Below are 16828 nucleotides of genomic sequence, written 5' to 3' on the forward strand. Positions count from 1 at the left end.
TCCTTGAAGAATCGTTAGAGAAAATGCAGGGTTCAAGCCTTGCGCGGGGGGCGGATCCAGGGCGCCCACAGCAGCGAGAAGGCCACGCCCAGCGCCACCGCCATGCCGAAGTTGGCGATGGCGGGGGTGCTGCTGACGGCCAGCAGGCCGAACGACAACAGGGTCGTGAGCGCGCCCAACAGGATGCCCACCAGGCTGGCCGCCGCACCGGCGACCCGCTCGTACATGAAGATGGCGTAATCGACGCCGATGGCCGACACCAGCAGCAGGCCGAACAGGCTGAACAGCGTCAGCGGCTGGCCCAGGTAGCCCAGCGCGGCCAGGCTGCAGGCGGTGGCGGCCAGCGGCACGGCCAGGATGCGCCAGGCGGCCGCGCGCCCCAGCGTCAGGCACAGAAGCAGCGCCGCCACGCCATACGACAGCAGCTTGAGTTCGGCGGCCTCGATGCGGGTGGCGGTGAACATGCGGTTCAGTTCGCCGCTGCGGTCCACCAGCGTCACGCCGGGCGCGGCCTGGGCGATGGCGGCCAGGGCGGCGGGGTCGCGCAGGCCCAACAGCGTGACCATGCCGGCGGCCTCGCCATCGTGCCATCCCAGCCACAGCGGGCGCCACCGTTCGCCGGCCTGGCCTTGCATGGCGTCATCGATGCTGACGGAGGGCAGGGCCGACAGGGTCATGAGCTCTTGCTTGACGACATCGAAGGGCACGCCGATATCCGTCAGGCCGCGCCAGGCATCGGGCTGGCCAGCCAGTTTGGCCAGGGCGGCGGCGGTGGCCTGTTGTTCGGCCACGGGCGCCACGCGCTGGCTGAGCGCGGTGTAGGCCTGCAGGCCGCCCGCGGCGACCAGGGTATCGAGCTGGCGGGCCACCTGCGCCTGCCGGCGCAGCAGTTCGTCGGTATCGGGCGCGCGCACCAGGAAGAACTGGCTGGTCGGCATGAAGCCGGTGATCTCGCCGATCTGGCGCGCCTGTTGCAGCAACGGCGCGGGCAGGCTGAGCCATTGGCGCAGATCGTCCTGGATGTTCAGCCGCGCGATGCCGCCGGCCGCGGCGGCGGCCAGCAGCAGGGCGCCGGCCCACAGCACGCGGCGGCGTCCGGCCAGGCGTTCGCGCGCTTGCAGCGCGGCCTGGGCGACGCGCAACAGCGGCGTCCAGGGGCGGGGGCGGAAACTGCGCAGCCAGGCGGGCAGCTGGCACACGGTGCAGGCGTAGGCGCCCAGCAGTCCGGCGGCCGAGAACACCGCGGTCTGGGTCAGGGCGGGAAAGGGCGTGAACGCCAGCGCGACGTAGCCGACCAGGCTGGCCGCCAGGCTGATGGTCAGGCCCGGCAGCACGCGGCGCAAGGCAGGCCAGGCGCGCCAGTCGGGCATGCCGTAGCTTTTGCCCAGCCAGTGCATCGGGAAGTCGACCGCCACGCCGATCAAGCTGGCGCCGATCACCAGCGTCAGTACGTGGATGGAGCCGAACACGGCCACGCAGGCGACGGTGCCGGCCAGCAGGCCCACGACGACCGGGGCCAACGCCAGCAGCGCCTGCCAGCGGCGCAGCGCCAGCAGCAGCACTAGCACGATCCCAGCCACCGCGATACCGCCGATCCAGCCGCTTTCCGCCACGGCTTGCGCCCGGCCCGCCGCCGCGTACAGCGCGCCGCCGGCCACCAGCAGGTCGGCGCCGGCCAGGGCCTGGCGGTCCTGGTCGATCTGCGCGGCGATGCGCGCGGGGGCATTGCTGTCGAAGGCGTCTTCGCGGGTGGTGGCGCGCACCAGCACCCACGAGCGGCCGGCGCTTTCGGCCAGCAGCGTGCCGGTGGCCACGTCGTACTGCACCGCGCCGCCGGGGCGCAGCGCCAGCTCGCCCAGCCGGGTCAGGCCCAGCAGGTCCTGGTTGACCGGCACCGCGCTGGACGACGAAAACGGGTCGACCAGTTCGCGGGCGCGGCGTTCGGCGAAGGCGGGCGTGTCCTGCAGCAGCTGCTGGCGCTGCACCGGAGTCAGCAGCGCCAGGCGGCTGGCCAGCAGGCGGGTGCGCAGGTCTTGCATGTCGATGTCCATATCGACCAGCACCGACTCGAACAGGCCGCTGTGCTGCCAGCGCTGCGCCAGCCGCCGCGCCGCGCCGGCGCTGTCGCCGCCGGCGGGGGCTGCCACCAGCGCCACCAACTGGCGGCTGAGGGGCTCCTGGATGCGGGCTTCGGCCAATTGACGGGTGGCGTCCGCTTGCGCCTGCGGCACCAGTTCCATCAGGTTGGCCGACACCGGCCAGCCGTTGCGGCACTGCCATGCCCCCAGGCACAGCAGCAGCAACAGCCCCAGCTTGAACAGCCGCGGCAGCCAGCGTTCAATCGGCAAAGGCACGTTGCTCCTCGGGCGTCAGCGCGTCGGCCGCGACGGCGTCGGTCATCTGCAGCACGCTGCGGTCGCCCTGGACTTCACGCAGTTCGATGCGGTCGACCAGCTTGCCGCCGTTGATCTGGATGTTGTCGAAGATCTGGCGCAGCAGCACCGAGCGCGGCTGCAGCATCAGCTGCCAGGCGCCGGCATCACCGGTCAGGGTCAGGTCGAAGTTCTCGCGCAGGCCGCTGGTATCGCCGGCCAGCACCGACAGGAACAGGCGGTTTTCGCGGCCGGCGCCAGTATGCTGCGGCAGGGCCTGCCAGGTGCCGTCGGGGCCCCGGCGCGCAATGCCGTCGGCGCTGATGCGCAGGTCCTGGGCGATGGGGCTGCGCAGCAGCCACAGCAGTCCGCGGCCGGTGGCCAGGGTGAAGTCGCCGCGGCTGGTCAGGGGCTGGGGCAGCGAGCGCAGGAATTTCTGCTGCACGAAATGGCCGCGCACGATCGGGGTGGCGCGCAGTTGCAGTTGCAGGTCGTTCAGGCTGAAGGCGCGGGCGCTCCAGGGCAGTACGGCCAGGGCCAGGCAGACCAGCAGGCGCTGCATCAGCGGACGCGTCATCAAAGCAAGGAAGCGGATCATGCGGGCGAGTCCTCGGCGTCGAGCTTGCGCCGCACCGCGTCCACCAGGGCCGCGGGCGAGGCCAGCTGCATTTCGCGGGTGGCCATGCAGACGGCCACCTGCACGGAACTGGCCCGGGTCAGGCGCTGGCCGCTGGCGGCTTCGCGGATGAGATAGTTGATCTTCAGGCGGTTTTCCCATTCGACCAGCTCGGCGCGCACCACCAGGCGCTGGCCGAATTGCGCCGCCTGGGCGTAGCGCAATTGCAGGTCGATCACCGGCCACACGTAGCCGCTGGCGCGCATCGCGTCGTAGTTGTAGCCCAGGCTGTCCAGCAGCGCGCAGCGGGCTTCTTCCAGGTATTTGACGTAATGGCCGTGCCAGACGACGTTGATGGAATCGACGTCGTAGAAAGGCACCCGGATTTCGACTTCCGCGCCCAGGGCGCCACGTTTACGCATCGTCTTTCCAGAAGGGGTAGAAGTTGAACCATTGCAGCGGCGCCTGGCGGCAGTGCGCGCCCAGGCGGTCGGCGTAGCGCTGCGTCCAGTGCGCGATTTGCGTCTGGCGCGTGGCGCGGGTCCATTCGATGCCGTCGCACAGGCGCTCCATGGCTACGCGGTAGCGCGCGCCGTGGCGGGTGCAGAACAGCAGGTTGACGGGGCAGCGCAGCAGGCCGGCCAGCAGCCACGGGCCTTGCGGCAGCAGCGCCGCGTCGCCCAGCAGATTGACCTGGGTGCTGCGGTCGCCGGCCAGCGGCACGCGGTCGCCGGCGATGGCCAGCCATTCGCCGCGGTCCAGCCGCTGGGCCAGATCGAGCATCACGCCGGCGTCCAGTTCGCTGACCTGGATCATGCGCAGGCCGCCGCCGGCTTCGTCCAGCAAGCGGCCGAAGTGGACGGCGTGCTTGGTGTGCACCAGCACGTTCAGTTTGAGCAGGCCGGATTGTTCGGCCAGCGCGCGGCAGACTTCGATGTTGCCCAGGTGCGATCCCACCAGGATCTGGCCGCGGCCCGCGCCCATCTGCGCGTGCAGGCCGTCGGGGTCGGCGATGTCCAGGTCGGCCATGCCGATTTTGCCTTGCCAGACGTCGAGCTTGTCGAGCAAGGCCTGGGCAAACGCCAGGTACTGGCGGTAGACCGGGAACGACTGGGGCAGCGGCGCGGCCAGCCCGCCCGCGCGGGCCAGCCGGCGCTGGTAGGCGCCGATGGCGCGCCGGGCGCGGGGGCCAAAGGTGTAGAAATACAGCACCACCACCCACACCACCGGCGCCACCGCGCGGCGGCCGATGTTGCGCGCGGCCCAGGCGGTCAGGCGCAGCAGCGCGGGGCTGCCGCGTTCGGGCTGGTCGGCCCAGTGAGGATCGGCGGCGGTCATGGACGAGCGCCTTTGGCCTGGGGGCGCACGCTTTTAGCCAGGCGCCGCAGCAGCAGCGCAGGCGCGCGCAGCAGCATGCCGAAGAACAGGCGGGCGTGCATGCGGCTGATCAGGACGTTGTCGCGCAATGCCTTGAAATGCGATACGCCGCCTTCGGGGTAGATCACGCGGGTCGGCAGCCAGGCCAAGGGCACGCCGCGCCAATGCAGCCGCACCAGGATGGCGATGTCGAAGTCCATGCGGCGGCCGACCTGCGCGCCGTCGATGACCTGCAGAACCGGGTCCAGCGGGTAGACCCGGAAACCGCACATGGCGTCGGGGATGTCGAGCGACAGCGTGTTGATCCAGACCCACACGCGGGTCAGCCAGCGGCCGTAGAGCCGGCTGCGCGGCACGTCGTCGCCGTATACCGGCGCGCCGCAGATGACGGCCTGGGGCTGGGCCCGCGAGGCCTGCGCGAAGAGCGCCGCGTCGGTCAGGGCATGCTGGCCGTCGGCGTCTACCTGGAGCGCATGGGTGTAGCCCAGGCCGCGCGCGGCGCGCAGGCCGTCTTGCACCGCGGCGCCCTTGCCGCCGTTCTGCGCGCGGCGCACGAGGTGCGTGCCGGGCAGGGCGGCCAGCGTGTCCAGGGCGGCGGCGCAGTCCGGCGCCGAGCCGTCGTCCACCAGTACGCAGGGCAGGCCCAGCGCCGCCAGTTGCGCATGCACCGCGGCCACGGTGGCGCCATGGTTGTAGACGGGGATGACCGCGCAGAGCTTATGCGGCGTCATGGCGGTTTCCGTGGAGCACGCGGCCGGACGAGCAGGGCGCACCGTCCAGGGTGTAGGCGAAATACAGCTTCTGCTTGCCGGCGTCCCAGCGCAGGGCCAGCTCGGCCACGTCGCCGGGGCGCAGCAGCCGCTGGAACTTCAGCGCTTCCATGCCGGCAAAGCCCAGACCGGGCTGCAGGTCGCGTTGCGCCAGTGACAGGGCCCAGGTGATCTGGGCCACGCCGGGCACCACAGGCGCGGTGGGGAAGTGGCCGCTGAAGTAGGCCAGGTCGCACGGAATCTCGACGCGGTAGCGGCGTTCGTCGGCGGTGGCGGCCGGCAGGCTGTCGGCCGCCGGATGCAGCGGGCGTTCGCCGGCGGCGATGTCGAAGTCGGCCTGCGGCATCTTGCCCTGGGCGTTCCAGGGCAACTGGCGCATCAGGCGCCAGCTGCGCGGAATGGCCAGCGATTCCAGGCCCGCCACCAGGTGCTGGCGCAGCCCATCGACCACGGCGGCGCGGCCCTGGTTGCGCAGCGCGTGCAGGCCGGCGGCCGACAAGGCCACCAGCGCTGTCAGGCGCGTGGCGCCCGCCTTGCGGCCCACGCGGGCCTCGGCGACGAAGGGGTGGCGCGCCAGCGCCTGTTCGATCATGGGCAAGGCAATGCGTTTTTCTTCGAGCTTGACGATCCGGTCCAGGCGTCCCAGCAGCCGGAAGCCGTCTGCCGCGAGGTCGGCGCCGTCAGCCGTCTGTTCGTCGGCAGCCTCGACCCAGGGCGAGGCCACGCGCAGCGCGCCTTGCGCATCCAGGCTGACCGTCACGCCGGGCAGGGGCTGCCACGGACCGGTGCCGCTGCGCCAGGCCACGGCGCCGGTTTCGGAGCTGCCGTAGATCTCTGTGGGACGCAGGCCCAGGTGCTGGCCGATGGCGTCCGAGACCTCGGGCGGCAGCGCGCCGCCCGATGAATAGATGCGGCCCAGGCGGCCGCGCAACTGGGCCCAGTCCAGCCGGTCGCCCAGGCGGCGCAGCAGCGCGGGGCTGGCGATCCAGGTGAACGCGGGGTGGCGTAGGCTGGCCTGCTGCAGTTCTTCGGGGTAGTGCCGCTGGCGACGGTCGATCAGGCGGCCGCCAGCGAGCGGCCACAGCACCCGGAACGGCAGGCCGTACATGTGCTGGGCGGACACGCTGCCCAGCACCGGGCCGGTGGCGTCGGGCCATTGGCGTTGCAGGGCGTCGACCTCGCGCGCCAGCTGGCCCCAGCTTTTCTCGATGTGCTTGGGCGTGCCGCTGGAGCCGGACGTGCACAGCACCAGCGCCTGCGCCGGATCCAGCGCGATGGGCGGCAGCGCCGGCGCATCGTGCAGCGCGTCCAGGCGCCAGGCGCGGCTGGCTGTGGGCGGCAGATCGGTATCCGTCAGCCAGGCATCGACGGTGGCGTCCAGCAAGGCGCAGGTTTCGGGCCGCGCGTCGCCGGGCAAGACGGCGGTGACGCCCGCGCGCCAGCAGGCAAACAAGGCGGTGGCCAGGGCCGCCGCATCGTCGAACCAGAGCGCGGCGCGGCGCGTGCCGCGGGCCTTGAGGGACCCCGCCATGGCCAGGCATTGCGCGGCGAAAGCGGCCCGCGTAAAAGGCGGTTCGTCGGCGACCGGCGCGTGGCCGGCTGGCAGCAGCAGATGCGTCAGGGGAATCCAGGTCACCGCTCAGACCGCCTTTGCCGCGGCGGGCCGCAGCAGCCATTCGCCGCCCATCAGCAGGCCCATCAGCCCGTAGCTGATCGCGCCGTTGTAGGCGGTCCACCAGCTCCAGGGGCCCCAGGCGGCCAACGCCGCGGCGATGGCGCCGTTGACGGCGAAAAAACCGCACCAGACGCGCGTGACGTTGCGCGTGTAGCGCACGCCGGCCGCGGGCAGATCGGGGTGACGCAGGCGCGCCAGGCGTTCGATCACGGGGCGGCCGTGACGCAGGCTGGCGCCGAAGACGATCAGCAGCATGGCGTTGATCGTCACGGGGTACCAGCGCAGCCAGTCTTGCGAATTGGACATCGCCAGCACCAGGCAGAACACGACCGCGGCCAAGGGCAGCAGACGTCCGCCCGGCGCGTCGGCGCCGCGGCCCAGGCCGCGCGCCAGCCACAGCGCGGCCAGCGGCAGCGCCAGCCAGGCCGCGCTGACCCGTCCCAGCGTCGCATGCACGACGAAGGGGTAGGCCAGGCCGGCCACGACCAGGGCGGGCGCCAGGCCACGCTTCATGCGGCGGTGTCCTGCTTGTTGCACATGGCCTGCACCACGTCTTCGACCGTGCGCACGCTGCGGAAGTCGTTGGCGTCGAGCTTGCGGCCGGTCTGGCGGCGCACGTGGTCGATCAGGTCGATGGCGTCGATACTGTCGATTTCCAGGTCGGTGTACAGGTGCGCCTGCGGCGTGATGCGCTCGGGTTCGATCTCGAACAATTCGCTCAGCGCGTCGCGCAGCGTGTTGAAGATTTCGTCGCGGGTCTGCATAGTCAACTCCATTGCCTTAGTTGCGGCGTTGGGCCGCGACGAATTCGGCCAGGTTGGCAATGCTGGCGAAGTGCTCGCGCATGTTGCGCGTTTCGGGGTCGATGGCGATGCCGTAGCGCTTTTGCAGCGCCAGGCCCAATTCCAGCGCATCCACCGAGTCCAGGCCCAGGCCGTCGCCAAACAGGCTGGCTTCGCGGTCGATGTCGTTGGGGGCGATGTCTTCCAGGCCCAGGGATTCGATGACGAGTGTCTTGAGCTCGGTTTCCAGTTGATTCATCCTGCGGGACTCCACTTGCGGCGCTTTTTGGCGCTTGTTCGTTATCAGGCGTGTTCGTTGTCGGGCTTGGCGGCGCTTGCCTCGGCGGCCGGCCCAGGGCTGGCCGCCATCGCGCCGGCCTGCGTGTCACGCGTCAGTTCGGCTTCGAAATACGCGTGCAGGTAATCATTCATCTTGCGGCCGGCAATGGGCAGCGGGTGCGCATTGGACCATGTTGCGGGATCAATGTCGTCGCCGACCTGAATGACATAGCGCATCCGGCACGGCGGAATGCGGTACCAGGGCTCGCCTTTGGTCAGGCTGCGCGGGTTCATGCGGATGACCACCGGCGTCACCACGCGCGCGCCGCGCAGGGCGATGGCGCAGGCACCGCGGTGGAACTGCGGGAGGCGGTCGGGCGGCGTGCGGGTGCCTTCTGGAAAGACGATCAGCGTTTCGCCATTGCGCAGCACGTCGGCGGCGCGGTCGAACATGTCGAAGCTTTCGTCGTTGGTGATGTAGCCGGCGTTGCTGATGGGGCCGCGCGTGAACGGGTTGGTGGCCAGGCCGTGCTTGACGATGCAGTTGGCGTTCTTGACGTGGCCCACCAGGAATACCACGTCGAGTAGCGACGGGTGGTTGGCCAGGATCATCTGGCCCGGTTTGCCCAGGCGGTCGGCGCCCTTGAATTCAACGGTCAGGATGCCCACCCGCACCATGAAGCGGATGAAGAAGCGGAAGGTGCCGTTCAGCGCCCAGCGCGCGCGGCGCTGGCGGTCGGCGGCATTGCCGGGAATCAGGCGCTGCGGCGGAAACACCACCAGGCGCAGCAGCAATCCGCCAAGGCCGAACATGGTGAAGGCCATGGCGGTGGCGACCAGGCGCCAAAGCCAGAAGTCCTGGCGGGGCAGGGCGGGCGCTGCGGGAGCGGGCGTCAGGCGGGAGGGCGTCATGCCGAGCGGGTCCAGAGCCATTGGCGGGCGCGGTTCGCATGCCGCCAGGTAGGGGTTTGCAGCGCCAGGTGGCGCAGCAGGTTCAGCGTATTGGGCCAGGCTTGCGGCGCGCCGGCAGCGGCTTGCCGGGATGCATCGGCGCCGGGCGCGGTTTCAAGCCGCCAATCGGCGCCCGCGCGCAGGCGGAAGGCCGCGGCGTACGAAAAGGGCACGTCGTCGATCCAGGGTAAATACGGCGCGGGCGGCCGTTCCTCGGCCAGCACCACCAGCACTTCGGGGTGGCCGCCGGCCAGCAGCAGTCCGGCTTCCAGGAAAGCGTGTTCCAATCCGTCGTCTTCGACCGACAGCGCGACGGATTCGGTGGTTTCGCGGCGTATGATCGACCACTGCCCGGCAATGGCGTTATGCACCGACAGGCCGAACGCGGTGGGCGACAGCGGTTCGGCGGCGGCAAGCGATTGCAGCAGGCCGAAATTGCGGGTGGTTTCTCCGTGGCGCGACGCGAACACCAGGGGCATGGGCGGCTGGCCTTCAGCTACCGGCCAGGCGCACTCAAACACCGCGCGCGCCATCGGGCTGAGGCGACGGCGTTGCATCGGCGGTAAGAATTCCAGGCGGGGCGGGCAGACTTCTCCAACGGGACAATAAGGATGTTCAGCCCAATGCTTCCAGCTGCTCGCGTCTTCAATACCCGATGTCCAACCCTGCCACTGCGCGATTGAGAAGGTCAGCATAAGCGCGCGATCTTACTATGATCGCAAACGAGTTAATTGTTTTCAGGCGTTACTGGAACGCTATGAAGGTCAAGGATTTTACACACCGTTCTATCAATTGGTTACTTAATCACGTGGAATTCCGGGAACTTTTAATGGGGTGGGCGTGCCAAAGCGCGGCTGATTACTATCAGCCGCAGGCGCTATCGCCCGAGGACGCCCGGCGGGCGTCGGAGATCCGTTCGGCCAAGGCCCGAGTGGACTGGCGCGTCAGCCGCGCGCTGCTGCAGCACCTGCGGGCCGCCAGCCCCGCCCCCACCCCCCACGCGCTATCCCTGAGCCACAGCGGCGGCCACGCCTTGTGCGCGCAGGCGCCGGTTGACTGGGCCATTGGCGCCGACCTTGAACGCATGCGGCCGCGCGACCTGGACGCCTTGGCCGCATGGGTTTGCAGCGGGGCTGAGCAGGCCTGGCTACGCCAAGCCGACGCGCCCTTGCGGCAAGTGCGGTTCTATCTGCTCTGGACACTGAAAGAAGCCTTCATCAAAGCCGCGGGGTTGGATTTTCCCGCGGATATGGCCTCGGTCGGCCTGACGCCGCAACCCTCGGGCGCGCTGGCGTTGCGGCCGCCGCCGGGGCGGTGGCAGGCTGCCTGCTGGCAGCTTGGCGACGAGTGGGTGGCCGCCGCCGCCTGGCGCGCCGCGGCGGGTGAGCAGGCTCGCATCACCTGGCGGGCGGCGGTGGGTTGCGACCTGCCGACGCGCCAATTCCTGGGGCAGTGGGAGGGCAGCGCCGGCTGATTGGCGCCTGATGGTTTTGCGCGCCGCAGTTAAACATGTATTATTAATACATCTTTAAAACAGGATGCCGCGGCGATCCGCCCGCCCATCCTCCGCGCAAGGAGCAGTCCATGTTGAGTCCGCAAATCCGCACCCTGGTCAAGGCCACGGCCCCGGTCCTGAAAGTCCATGGCGTGGCGCTGACCCGTCACTTCTATGCCCGCATGTTCGCGGGCAATCCGGAACTCAAGCATGTCTTCAACCAGGGCCATCAGGCGGGTGGCGAGCAGCAGCAGGCGCTGGCCGGCGCGGTGGCGGCCTACGCCGAGCACATCGACGACCCGTCGGTGCTGGCGCCCGTGGTGACGCGCATCGTCCACAAGCACGTCAGCCTGGGCATCCGGCCCGAGCATTACCCGATCGTGGGCCGCCACCTGCTGGCCTCGATCCGCGAAGTGCTGGGCGAGACCGCCACCGATGAACTGGTGAATGCCTGGGCCGCCGCCTACGGCCAGTTGGCCGACATGCTGATCGCCGAAGAGGCGCGGCTGTACGCAGAATCGGCCGCCAAACCGGGCGGCTGGACGGGCTGGCGCGCGTTCCGGGTGGTCGGCAAGCAGCCGGAAAGCGCCGGCATCACCTCGTTCTACCTGGCGCCGGCCGATGGCGGCGCGGTGCCGGCGTACCGGCCCGGCCAATACGTGTCGGTGCGCATTTACGTGCCGGAACTGGGCCTGATGCAGCCGCGCCAATACAGCCTGTCGGACGCGCCGGGGCAAGACCGCCTGCGCATTTCCATCAAACGCGAGGCCGCCGGCGTGGATACGCCCGCCGGCCGGGTATCCAATGCGCTGCACGACCGCCTGCGGGAAGGCGACGTGCTGGACGTGGCGCCGCCGCAGGGCGATTTCCACCTGCGCGAAGACAATGCCGCACCCGTGGTACTGCTGAGCGGCGGCGTGGGCCTGACGCCCATGGTGGCGATCCTGAATCATTTGGTGGCCACGGACGATCCGCGCCAGATCCGTTTCGTGCATGGCTGCCGCGATAGCGCGGCGCATGCCATGAAAGACCACGTCAACGCGGTCGCCCAGGCGCGCGGCAACGTGCGCAAGGCGGTGTTCTACGAAGCGGTCGCCAGCGGTGATCGGCCAGGCCAGGATTACGACTATGCCGGCCGGGTCGACCTGCGCGTCATCCGCGACCAGGCGATCGTGCCCGGCGCCGATTACTACCTGTGCGGACCTGCCGGCTTCATGCGGGCCCAGCGCGAGGCCCTGCTGGAACTGGGCGTGGCGGCCGACCGGATCCATGCCGAGGCCTTCGGCAGCGGCGGCGCGCCGGCCTGACCGGTGTATTCTGGCGGCCATGCAACTGACCCGATTCACCGACTTCGGCCTGCGCGTCCTGATGTACCTGACGCAATGCCGCGACCGGCCCGCGGCGGTCACCATTCCGGAGATCGCCGCGCGCTTTGACGTGTCGCGCAACCACCTGGTCAAGGTGGTGCACTTCATGTCGCAGCGCGGCTGGGTCAGCACGTCGCGCGGCAAAGGCGGCGGCCTGGCCCTGGCGCATGCGCCCGCCAGCTACCGGCTGGGCGACCTGGTACGTGAACTGGAGCAGCAGAGCCCCCTGATCGATTGCCGCGAGCCGCCTTGTGCGCTGGACGGCGCCTGCCGCCTGGCGGGCGTGCTGGCGCAGACCTTGCAGGCCTTCTACGAGGCGCTGAACGGCTACACGCTGGCCGACCTGGTGCGCGACCCCACGGCCGCGGCCATCATCAAGCTGCACCGGGCGGCGTAAGGCCTGTTGATACTAAAAGAGCCAGGTCTGCCCGAAGGGTGAGCGCCTGAATGAATGCCGCTCCGTGTTGCGCATGTTTGTATGGGCCGCGGGTCGCGCATCAGGCGCAGGCCGGCCTCCCCCCTGGGCGCGGCCATGAGTCCGGGTTATGGCCGCCCCGGCCTTGGTGATTTGCTACCGCTCGTCGCACCCGCCAGAATAGAACGGTTGCCAATCAATCATTTGGATGCAGGTATGCGCGTTTGCGTGATCGGGGCCGGAGTCGTGGGCGTGACGTCGGCCTATTTCCTGGCGCGCCAGGGGCATGACGTGGTGCTGGTGGACGCCAACGCGCATCCGGCCGAAGTGTCCAGCTACGCCAACGGCGGCCAGCTCAGCTATAGCTATGTGGCGCCGCTGGCCGGCCCGGGCGTGCTGCCCAGTGTGCCCGGCTGGCTGCTGCGCGAAGATTCCCCGCTGCGGTTCCGTCCGCGGCTGGATCCACACCAGTGGCGCTGGTGCCTGCGGTTCGCGCTGGCCTGCCGCGCGTCGGTGGCGCGCGAGTCCACGGCCCAGCTGCTGGCGTTGTCCTATCTCAGCCGCGATGCCATGAATGCGCTGCTGCAACAGGAAGACCTGGAATTCGGCCACCTCAAGAACGGCAAGCTCATTGCCTATCGCAGCGCGGCGTTGCTGGACAAGGCGCGCGCCCTGGTGGCCTACCAGGCGGCGCACGGCTCCGACCAGCAGGTGCTGGACGCCGCCCAGACCCTGGCGCGCGAACCGGCGCTGGCCGGCATGGGCGCCAGCCTGGCCGGCGCCATCTACACCCCCAGCGAAGAGGCGGGCGATTGCCGCCAGTTCACGCAGGCGCTGTTCGACCGCCTGCGCGCATTGCCCAATGCGCAATGCGCCATGTCCAACCCCGTGTCGGGCCTGCAACGCGAAGGCCGCCGCATCGTGGCGGTGCACACCCGCGACGGCGACATCGGCGCAGACGCCGTGGTGCTGGCCACCGGCATCGGCACGCGCGCCTTGCTGCGGCCGCTGGGGCACGACGTACCGCTGTATCCGCTCAAGGGCTACAGCCTGACCGTGCCGCTGGCCGCCGACGACACGGTCGCGCCGCGCATCAGCGTCACCGACTACGAACGCCGCATCGTGTACGCGCGGGTGGGCGGGGTGCTGCGCATCGCCGCCATGGTCGACATCGGCAGCGCCAACGCCGATATCGATCCGGCGCGCATCGCGCTGCTCAAACGGCAGGTGGCCGAGGCCTTTCCGGCGCTGGACCTGGGCCAGGCGGTACCCTGGGCCGGTTTGCGCCCGGCCACGCCCACGGGCAAACCGCTGATCGGGCCCAGCCCGGCCGCGAGCAACCTGTGGCTGAACATCGGCCAGGGCGCGCTGGGCTTCACCCTGGCTTGCGGCAGCGCCGCGCTGCTGACGGCGCAGATGGCCGGGCTGGAGACGCCGCTGGACGCCGCGCCTTTCCGGCCTTGAGGGGGAGGGGCCTGATGGCTGCGGGGCTTTGGGCGCGCGGCCCGGTCCCCGGTTTCTGCGGAGGGTATGGGATGTCCATTTCTAGATAGTCCCTGCCTGTTCATCGGCAGACGGGCGTCCGGACGCTCAATAGGATAGCGGTCATCCGCCAGTGCGGCAGGGGATGCCGCGGCGGACTTGCCCATTCCTATCCTGCGAGTGAACCCATCATGTCCTACCTGTTTCCGTTGTTCGCCATCCTGTTCTGGGCGGGCAATGTCATCGTGTCCAAGATGGCGGCCAGCGCCATCTCGCCAACCGCCATCACCTTCTACCGGCTGATCCTGGCGCTGGCGATCATGGGTCTGTTCACGGCCGCGCCGGCCTGGCGCAACCGCAAGACCATCCTGCGCCACTGGCCCAAGCTGGCGCTGTACGGGGCGCTGTCATCGGCGCTGTTCCAGGCCCTTTCATACCGCGCCGCAGAAACCACCACCGCCACCAACATGGCGATCCTGACCGCGCTGATTCCGCTGCTCAGCATGCTGCTCAGCGTGGTCATCCTGCGTGATCCGCTGACGCTGGGCATGGCGGCCGGCGGCGCGCTGTCGTTCCTGGGCTTGCTGTACCTGGTCGGGCAGGGCGACATGCTCAGCGTGTTCCAGCATGGCATCCACGTGGGCGACGGCCTGATGCTGCTGGCGGCGTTTTCCTATGCGCTGTATGGCGTGCTGCTGCGCCACTGGAAGGTGCCGGTGCCGGCCTGGCAGTCCACCTTCGTGCAGTCGATCTTCGCGCTGCTGTACATGCTGCCGCTGTACCTGCGGGTACCGGCCGGGCAGGCCGCGCTGGACATGAAGACGATTCCGCTGATCCTGTACGCCGGCATTTTCTCGTCGGTGCTGCTGTCGTTCCTGTGGATCGAAGGGGTGCATCGCCTGGGCCCCAACCGTTGCAGTATCTTCATCAACCTGCTGCCGCTCTTTACCGCGCTGGCCGCCTTCGTGCTGCTGCGCGAGCAGTTGCATGGCTACCATCTGCTGGGCGGGGCGGTGACGCTGGCCGGCGTGCTGCTGGCCCAGACCGTGCAGCGCCCCTTGTACGGCCGCGGCCGGGCCGCGACGCTGGCCGCGGGCAAGGCGTGACGGGTTGGGCTGGCGCCACTGCGCCCGCGGTCATGCAAAGTCCGGTTCGGCAGGGGGCGTAGCGGTTGCCCGCCGGGCCGGCTTGACCCGCCGCGGCGGGATTCACTCCTGTTCAAGACAGGCCGGCGCCGGCCCCGCATAGTGGCTCTCTTTGAACGGAGCGCCCATGAGCCTTTTCCAGAAAACCGCCATCGCGCTGGCGCGCAGCCCGGGCATTGGCCGATCCATGCGCGCCCTGGCCGCGCGCACCTCGCTGGCGCGGCGTTTCGTGGGCGGCGCCGATATTGCCGGCGCGGTGCGCACCGCGGTCCGGCTGCGCGAGGCGCACGGCATCCGCGCATCGCTGTTCTACCTGGGCGAGTACGTGGCCGACCCGGCCGCCGTCGAGCACAATACGCGCCAGGCCATGCAGGCCTGCGCCGCCCTGGGCCAGGCCGGGCTGGACGTGCACGTGTCCATCGACCCTACCGCCGTCGGCTACATGTGCAGCGACGCGCTGGGCCGCGAGAACGCGATCCGTATCGCACAGGCGGCGCGGCAGGCGGCCGGCGTGGGCCGCGACTGGGTGGTGCTGGACATGGAGGACTCGGGCATCCGCGACCGCACCTGCGCCCTGCACCGCGAACTGCTGCAGGCGGGCCTGCCGGCGGGTCTGACCTTGCAGGCCCGCCGCCGCCGCACGCCCGAAGACCTGACGTGGGCCATCACCCAGCGTACGTCGCTGCGGCTGGTGAAGGGCGCGTTTCCCGAGCGCGCGCTGGACCACCAGGGGCGCGCCCGCATCGACCAGGCCTATCTGGACGCCGCCGCCATCATGCTGTCGCCGGTGGCGCGCGCAGCCGGCTTCCTGCCGGTGTTCGGCACCCACGACGACCGCCTGGCCGGCGCCATCATGGCCTTGGCGCGCGAGCGCGGCTGGGCGCCGGACGCCTTTGAATTCGAGATGCTCTACGGCGTGCGGCCGGACTGGCAGCTGGCGCTGCGCCGGCTGGGCTATAACGTCAGGGTCTATCTGCCGTTCGGCGCCGACTGGTGGCCCTACGCCATCCGCCGGGTGGGAGAAAATCCCCGCAACGCCTGGCTGCTGGCCCGCTCGCTGGCGGCGGACGGCGCGTATTTCGGGTAGGGGCTGGCGGATGTCCGCGGTCCGGCGCCCGGCCCTTTTCCTGGCGGTCTTTTCATGGCGGTTTCCCAACATATCTGGCATTGCGGCGCGGGCCTGCCCGGCGACGTGCTGATCGCCGACCTGCGTGCCTACCGCTATGACGCGCATTTCCACGACGCCTGGTCCATCGGCGCCATCGCCCAAGGACGCTGCGCCTTCACCGTGCACGGCCAGGCGTTCGAGGCGGGCGAGGGCGATCTGGTGGTGATCGCACCGGGGCAGGTGCATACCGGCGGCACGTCGGCCGGGTTGCTGGCGTACCGCATGGCGTACATTGAGCCTGCCTGGTTCCAGGAGCATGCCCTGGCGCTGCGCGATGGCGGCCTGACATTGCCGGGGCCCGTAATTCACGACGCGGCGTTATGCGGGCAGTGGCTGGCGACGCTGGCGCCGGACGAGACGGAAGACGCCCTGCGTCGCGGACGGCTGTCGGCCGCGTTGTTCGGCCTGCTGGCGGCGCACGGGTGGGCGGCGGGCGAGGCCAGCGCCGAGGGCGGCGGCGCGGCCGCCGGTTTCGCTGCGGTCCCAGCGGCTGGGCCACGCATTCCCGATGTCTGTGCGCTGTTGTTCGAGCGCATGCGCGCCGACCCTGCCTGCGCGCCCGACCTGGAAGCGTTGGCCCGGGCCGAGGGCAAGCACCGCAGCACGCTGGTCAAGCAGTTCGCGCGCCGCTATGGCCTGCCGCCGCAGGCCTGGTTGCGCAACTGGCGGGTGGCGCGCGCCCGCGCGCTGCTGCGCGGGGGCCTGCCGCTGGCCGACGCGGCTGCAGCAGTGGGCTTTGCGGACCAGGCGCACCTGACCCGGGTGTTCAAGCAGGTCTACGGCAGTCCGCCGGGCGTGTTGTGCAAATCGGCGGCGCGGGCGGTGGGGTTTTGACATTCTTAAAAGTCATGCGATGAGCGACGAATAATCGTTTGATGCTTGGATTTTTACCGGCTTTAATCGATATGTTCGGATGTTGATTACGCCTTGTCGA

At 69.9% G+C, this 16828-nt stretch carries 18 protein-coding genes; 7 read left to right on the forward strand and 11 right to left on the reverse strand.

Annotated elements, in window-relative coordinates; all coding sequences use genetic code 11:
• Nucleotides 1-32: 32 nt before the first annotated feature.
• From A9974_RS17425 to A9974_RS17475, 11 genes are read right to left on the reverse strand one after another with little or no spacing between them, the layout of a single operon-like run.
• Nucleotides 33-2354 (reverse strand): hypothetical protein, encoded by a 2322-nt coding sequence (locus A9974_RS17425; RefSeq protein ID WP_183005424.1) that lies wholly within the window; start codon nt 2352-2354, stop codon nt 33-35.
• Nucleotides 2338-2970: an outer membrane lipoprotein carrier protein LolA gene (locus tag A9974_RS17430; RefSeq protein ID WP_255468213.1), complete on the reverse strand. Its 633-nt coding sequence runs from the start codon at nt 2968-2970 to the stop codon at nt 2338-2340. Before A9974_RS17430 ends, A9974_RS17425 begins: the two co-directional genes overlap by 17 nt.
• Nucleotides 2967-3410 (reverse strand): thioesterase family protein, encoded by a 444-nt coding sequence (locus A9974_RS17435; RefSeq protein ID WP_183005425.1) that lies wholly within the window; start codon nt 3408-3410, stop codon nt 2967-2969. The genes A9974_RS17430 and A9974_RS17435 overlap by 4 nt, the downstream gene beginning before the upstream one ends.
• Nucleotides 3403-4326, reverse strand: coding sequence for a glycosyl transferase (locus A9974_RS17440; RefSeq protein ID WP_183005426.1), 924 nt, complete (start codon nt 4324-4326; stop codon nt 3403-3405). The genes A9974_RS17435 and A9974_RS17440 overlap by 8 nt, the downstream gene beginning before the upstream one ends.
• Nucleotides 4323-5096: a glycosyltransferase family 2 protein gene (locus tag A9974_RS17445; RefSeq protein WP_183005427.1), complete on the reverse strand. Its 774-nt coding sequence runs from the start codon at nt 5094-5096 to the stop codon at nt 4323-4325. Before A9974_RS17445 ends, A9974_RS17440 begins: the two co-directional genes overlap by 4 nt.
• Nucleotides 5083-6771, reverse strand: a complete 1689-nt coding sequence (locus tag A9974_RS17450; RefSeq protein ID WP_183005428.1) for an AMP-binding protein — start codon at nt 6769-6771, stop codon at nt 5083-5085. The genes A9974_RS17445 and A9974_RS17450 overlap by 14 nt, the downstream gene beginning before the upstream one ends.
• 3 nt (nt 6772-6774) lie before the next feature.
• Entirely contained in the window at nt 6775-7323 is a 549-nt protein-coding gene (locus A9974_RS17455; protein ID WP_183005429.1) for a hypothetical protein, read from the reverse strand.
• A complete protein-coding gene (locus A9974_RS17460) occupies nt 7320-7574 on the reverse strand; it encodes an acyl carrier protein (RefSeq protein ID WP_183005430.1) in 255 nt (84 codons plus the stop codon). The genes A9974_RS17455 and A9974_RS17460 overlap by 4 nt, the downstream gene beginning before the upstream one ends.
• Nucleotides 7575-7590: 16 nt before the next feature.
• Nucleotides 7591-7851: a phosphopantetheine-binding protein gene (locus A9974_RS17465; protein WP_183005431.1), complete on the reverse strand. Its 261-nt coding sequence runs from the start codon at nt 7849-7851 to the stop codon at nt 7591-7593.
• A 44-nt stretch (nt 7852-7895) separates the two neighbouring features.
• Complete coding sequence (locus tag A9974_RS17470) at nt 7896-8783, reverse strand: 1-acyl-sn-glycerol-3-phosphate acyltransferase (RefSeq protein ID WP_255468214.1); 888 nt, start codon at nt 8781-8783, stop codon at nt 7896-7898.
• Entirely contained in the window at nt 8780-9517 is a 738-nt protein-coding gene (locus A9974_RS17475) for a beta-ketoacyl synthase chain length factor (RefSeq protein ID WP_183005433.1), read from the reverse strand. Before A9974_RS17475 ends, A9974_RS17470 begins: the two co-directional genes overlap by 4 nt.
• A gap of 134 nt (nt 9518-9651) precedes the next feature.
• Between A9974_RS17475 and A9974_RS17480 the strand changes: the two genes are divergently transcribed.
• The 7 genes from A9974_RS17480 (at nt 9652) to A9974_RS17510 (ending at nt 16728) form a co-directional block, all read left to right on the forward strand.
• The gene (locus A9974_RS17480; protein WP_183005434.1) at nt 9652-10296 is read left to right on the forward strand and encodes a 4'-phosphopantetheinyl transferase superfamily protein; all 645 of its coding nucleotides are present in this window, start codon (nt 9652-9654) and stop codon (nt 10294-10296) included.
• Between the two features lie 110 nt (nt 10297-10406).
• Nucleotides 10407-11624, forward strand: a complete 1218-nt coding sequence (hmpA, locus tag A9974_RS17485) for an NO-inducible flavohemoprotein (RefSeq protein ID WP_183005435.1) — start codon at nt 10407-10409, stop codon at nt 11622-11624.
• Between the two features lie 19 nt (nt 11625-11643).
• Nucleotides 11644-12081 carry an Rrf2 family transcriptional regulator gene (locus A9974_RS17490; protein ID WP_183005436.1) on the forward strand — a complete coding sequence of 146 codons (438 nt, stop codon included), beginning with the start codon at nt 11644-11646 and terminating at the stop codon, nt 12079-12081.
• 234 nt (nt 12082-12315) lie between these two features.
• The gene (locus A9974_RS17495) at nt 12316-13563 is read left to right on the forward strand and encodes a D-amino acid dehydrogenase (RefSeq protein ID WP_183005437.1); all 1248 of its coding nucleotides are present in this window, start codon (nt 12316-12318) and stop codon (nt 13561-13563) included.
• Between the two features lie 209 nt (nt 13564-13772).
• Entirely contained in the window at nt 13773-14687 is a 915-nt protein-coding gene (locus tag A9974_RS17500) for a DMT family transporter (protein ID WP_183005438.1), read from the forward strand.
• 166 nt (nt 14688-14853) lie between these two features.
• A complete protein-coding gene (locus A9974_RS17505; RefSeq protein WP_183005439.1) occupies nt 14854-15813 on the forward strand; it encodes a proline dehydrogenase family protein in 960 nt (319 codons plus the stop codon).
• A gap of 54 nt (nt 15814-15867) precedes the next feature.
• Entirely contained in the window at nt 15868-16728 is an 861-nt protein-coding gene (locus A9974_RS17510; protein WP_183005440.1) for an AraC family transcriptional regulator, read from the forward strand.
• Nucleotides 16729-16828: the final 100 nt, after the last annotated feature.

This window comes from Achromobacter sp. UMC71 (assembly GCF_014170305.1).
In the GTDB taxonomy this organism is placed as follows: domain Bacteria; phylum Pseudomonadota; class Gammaproteobacteria; order Burkholderiales; family Burkholderiaceae_B; genus Achromobacter.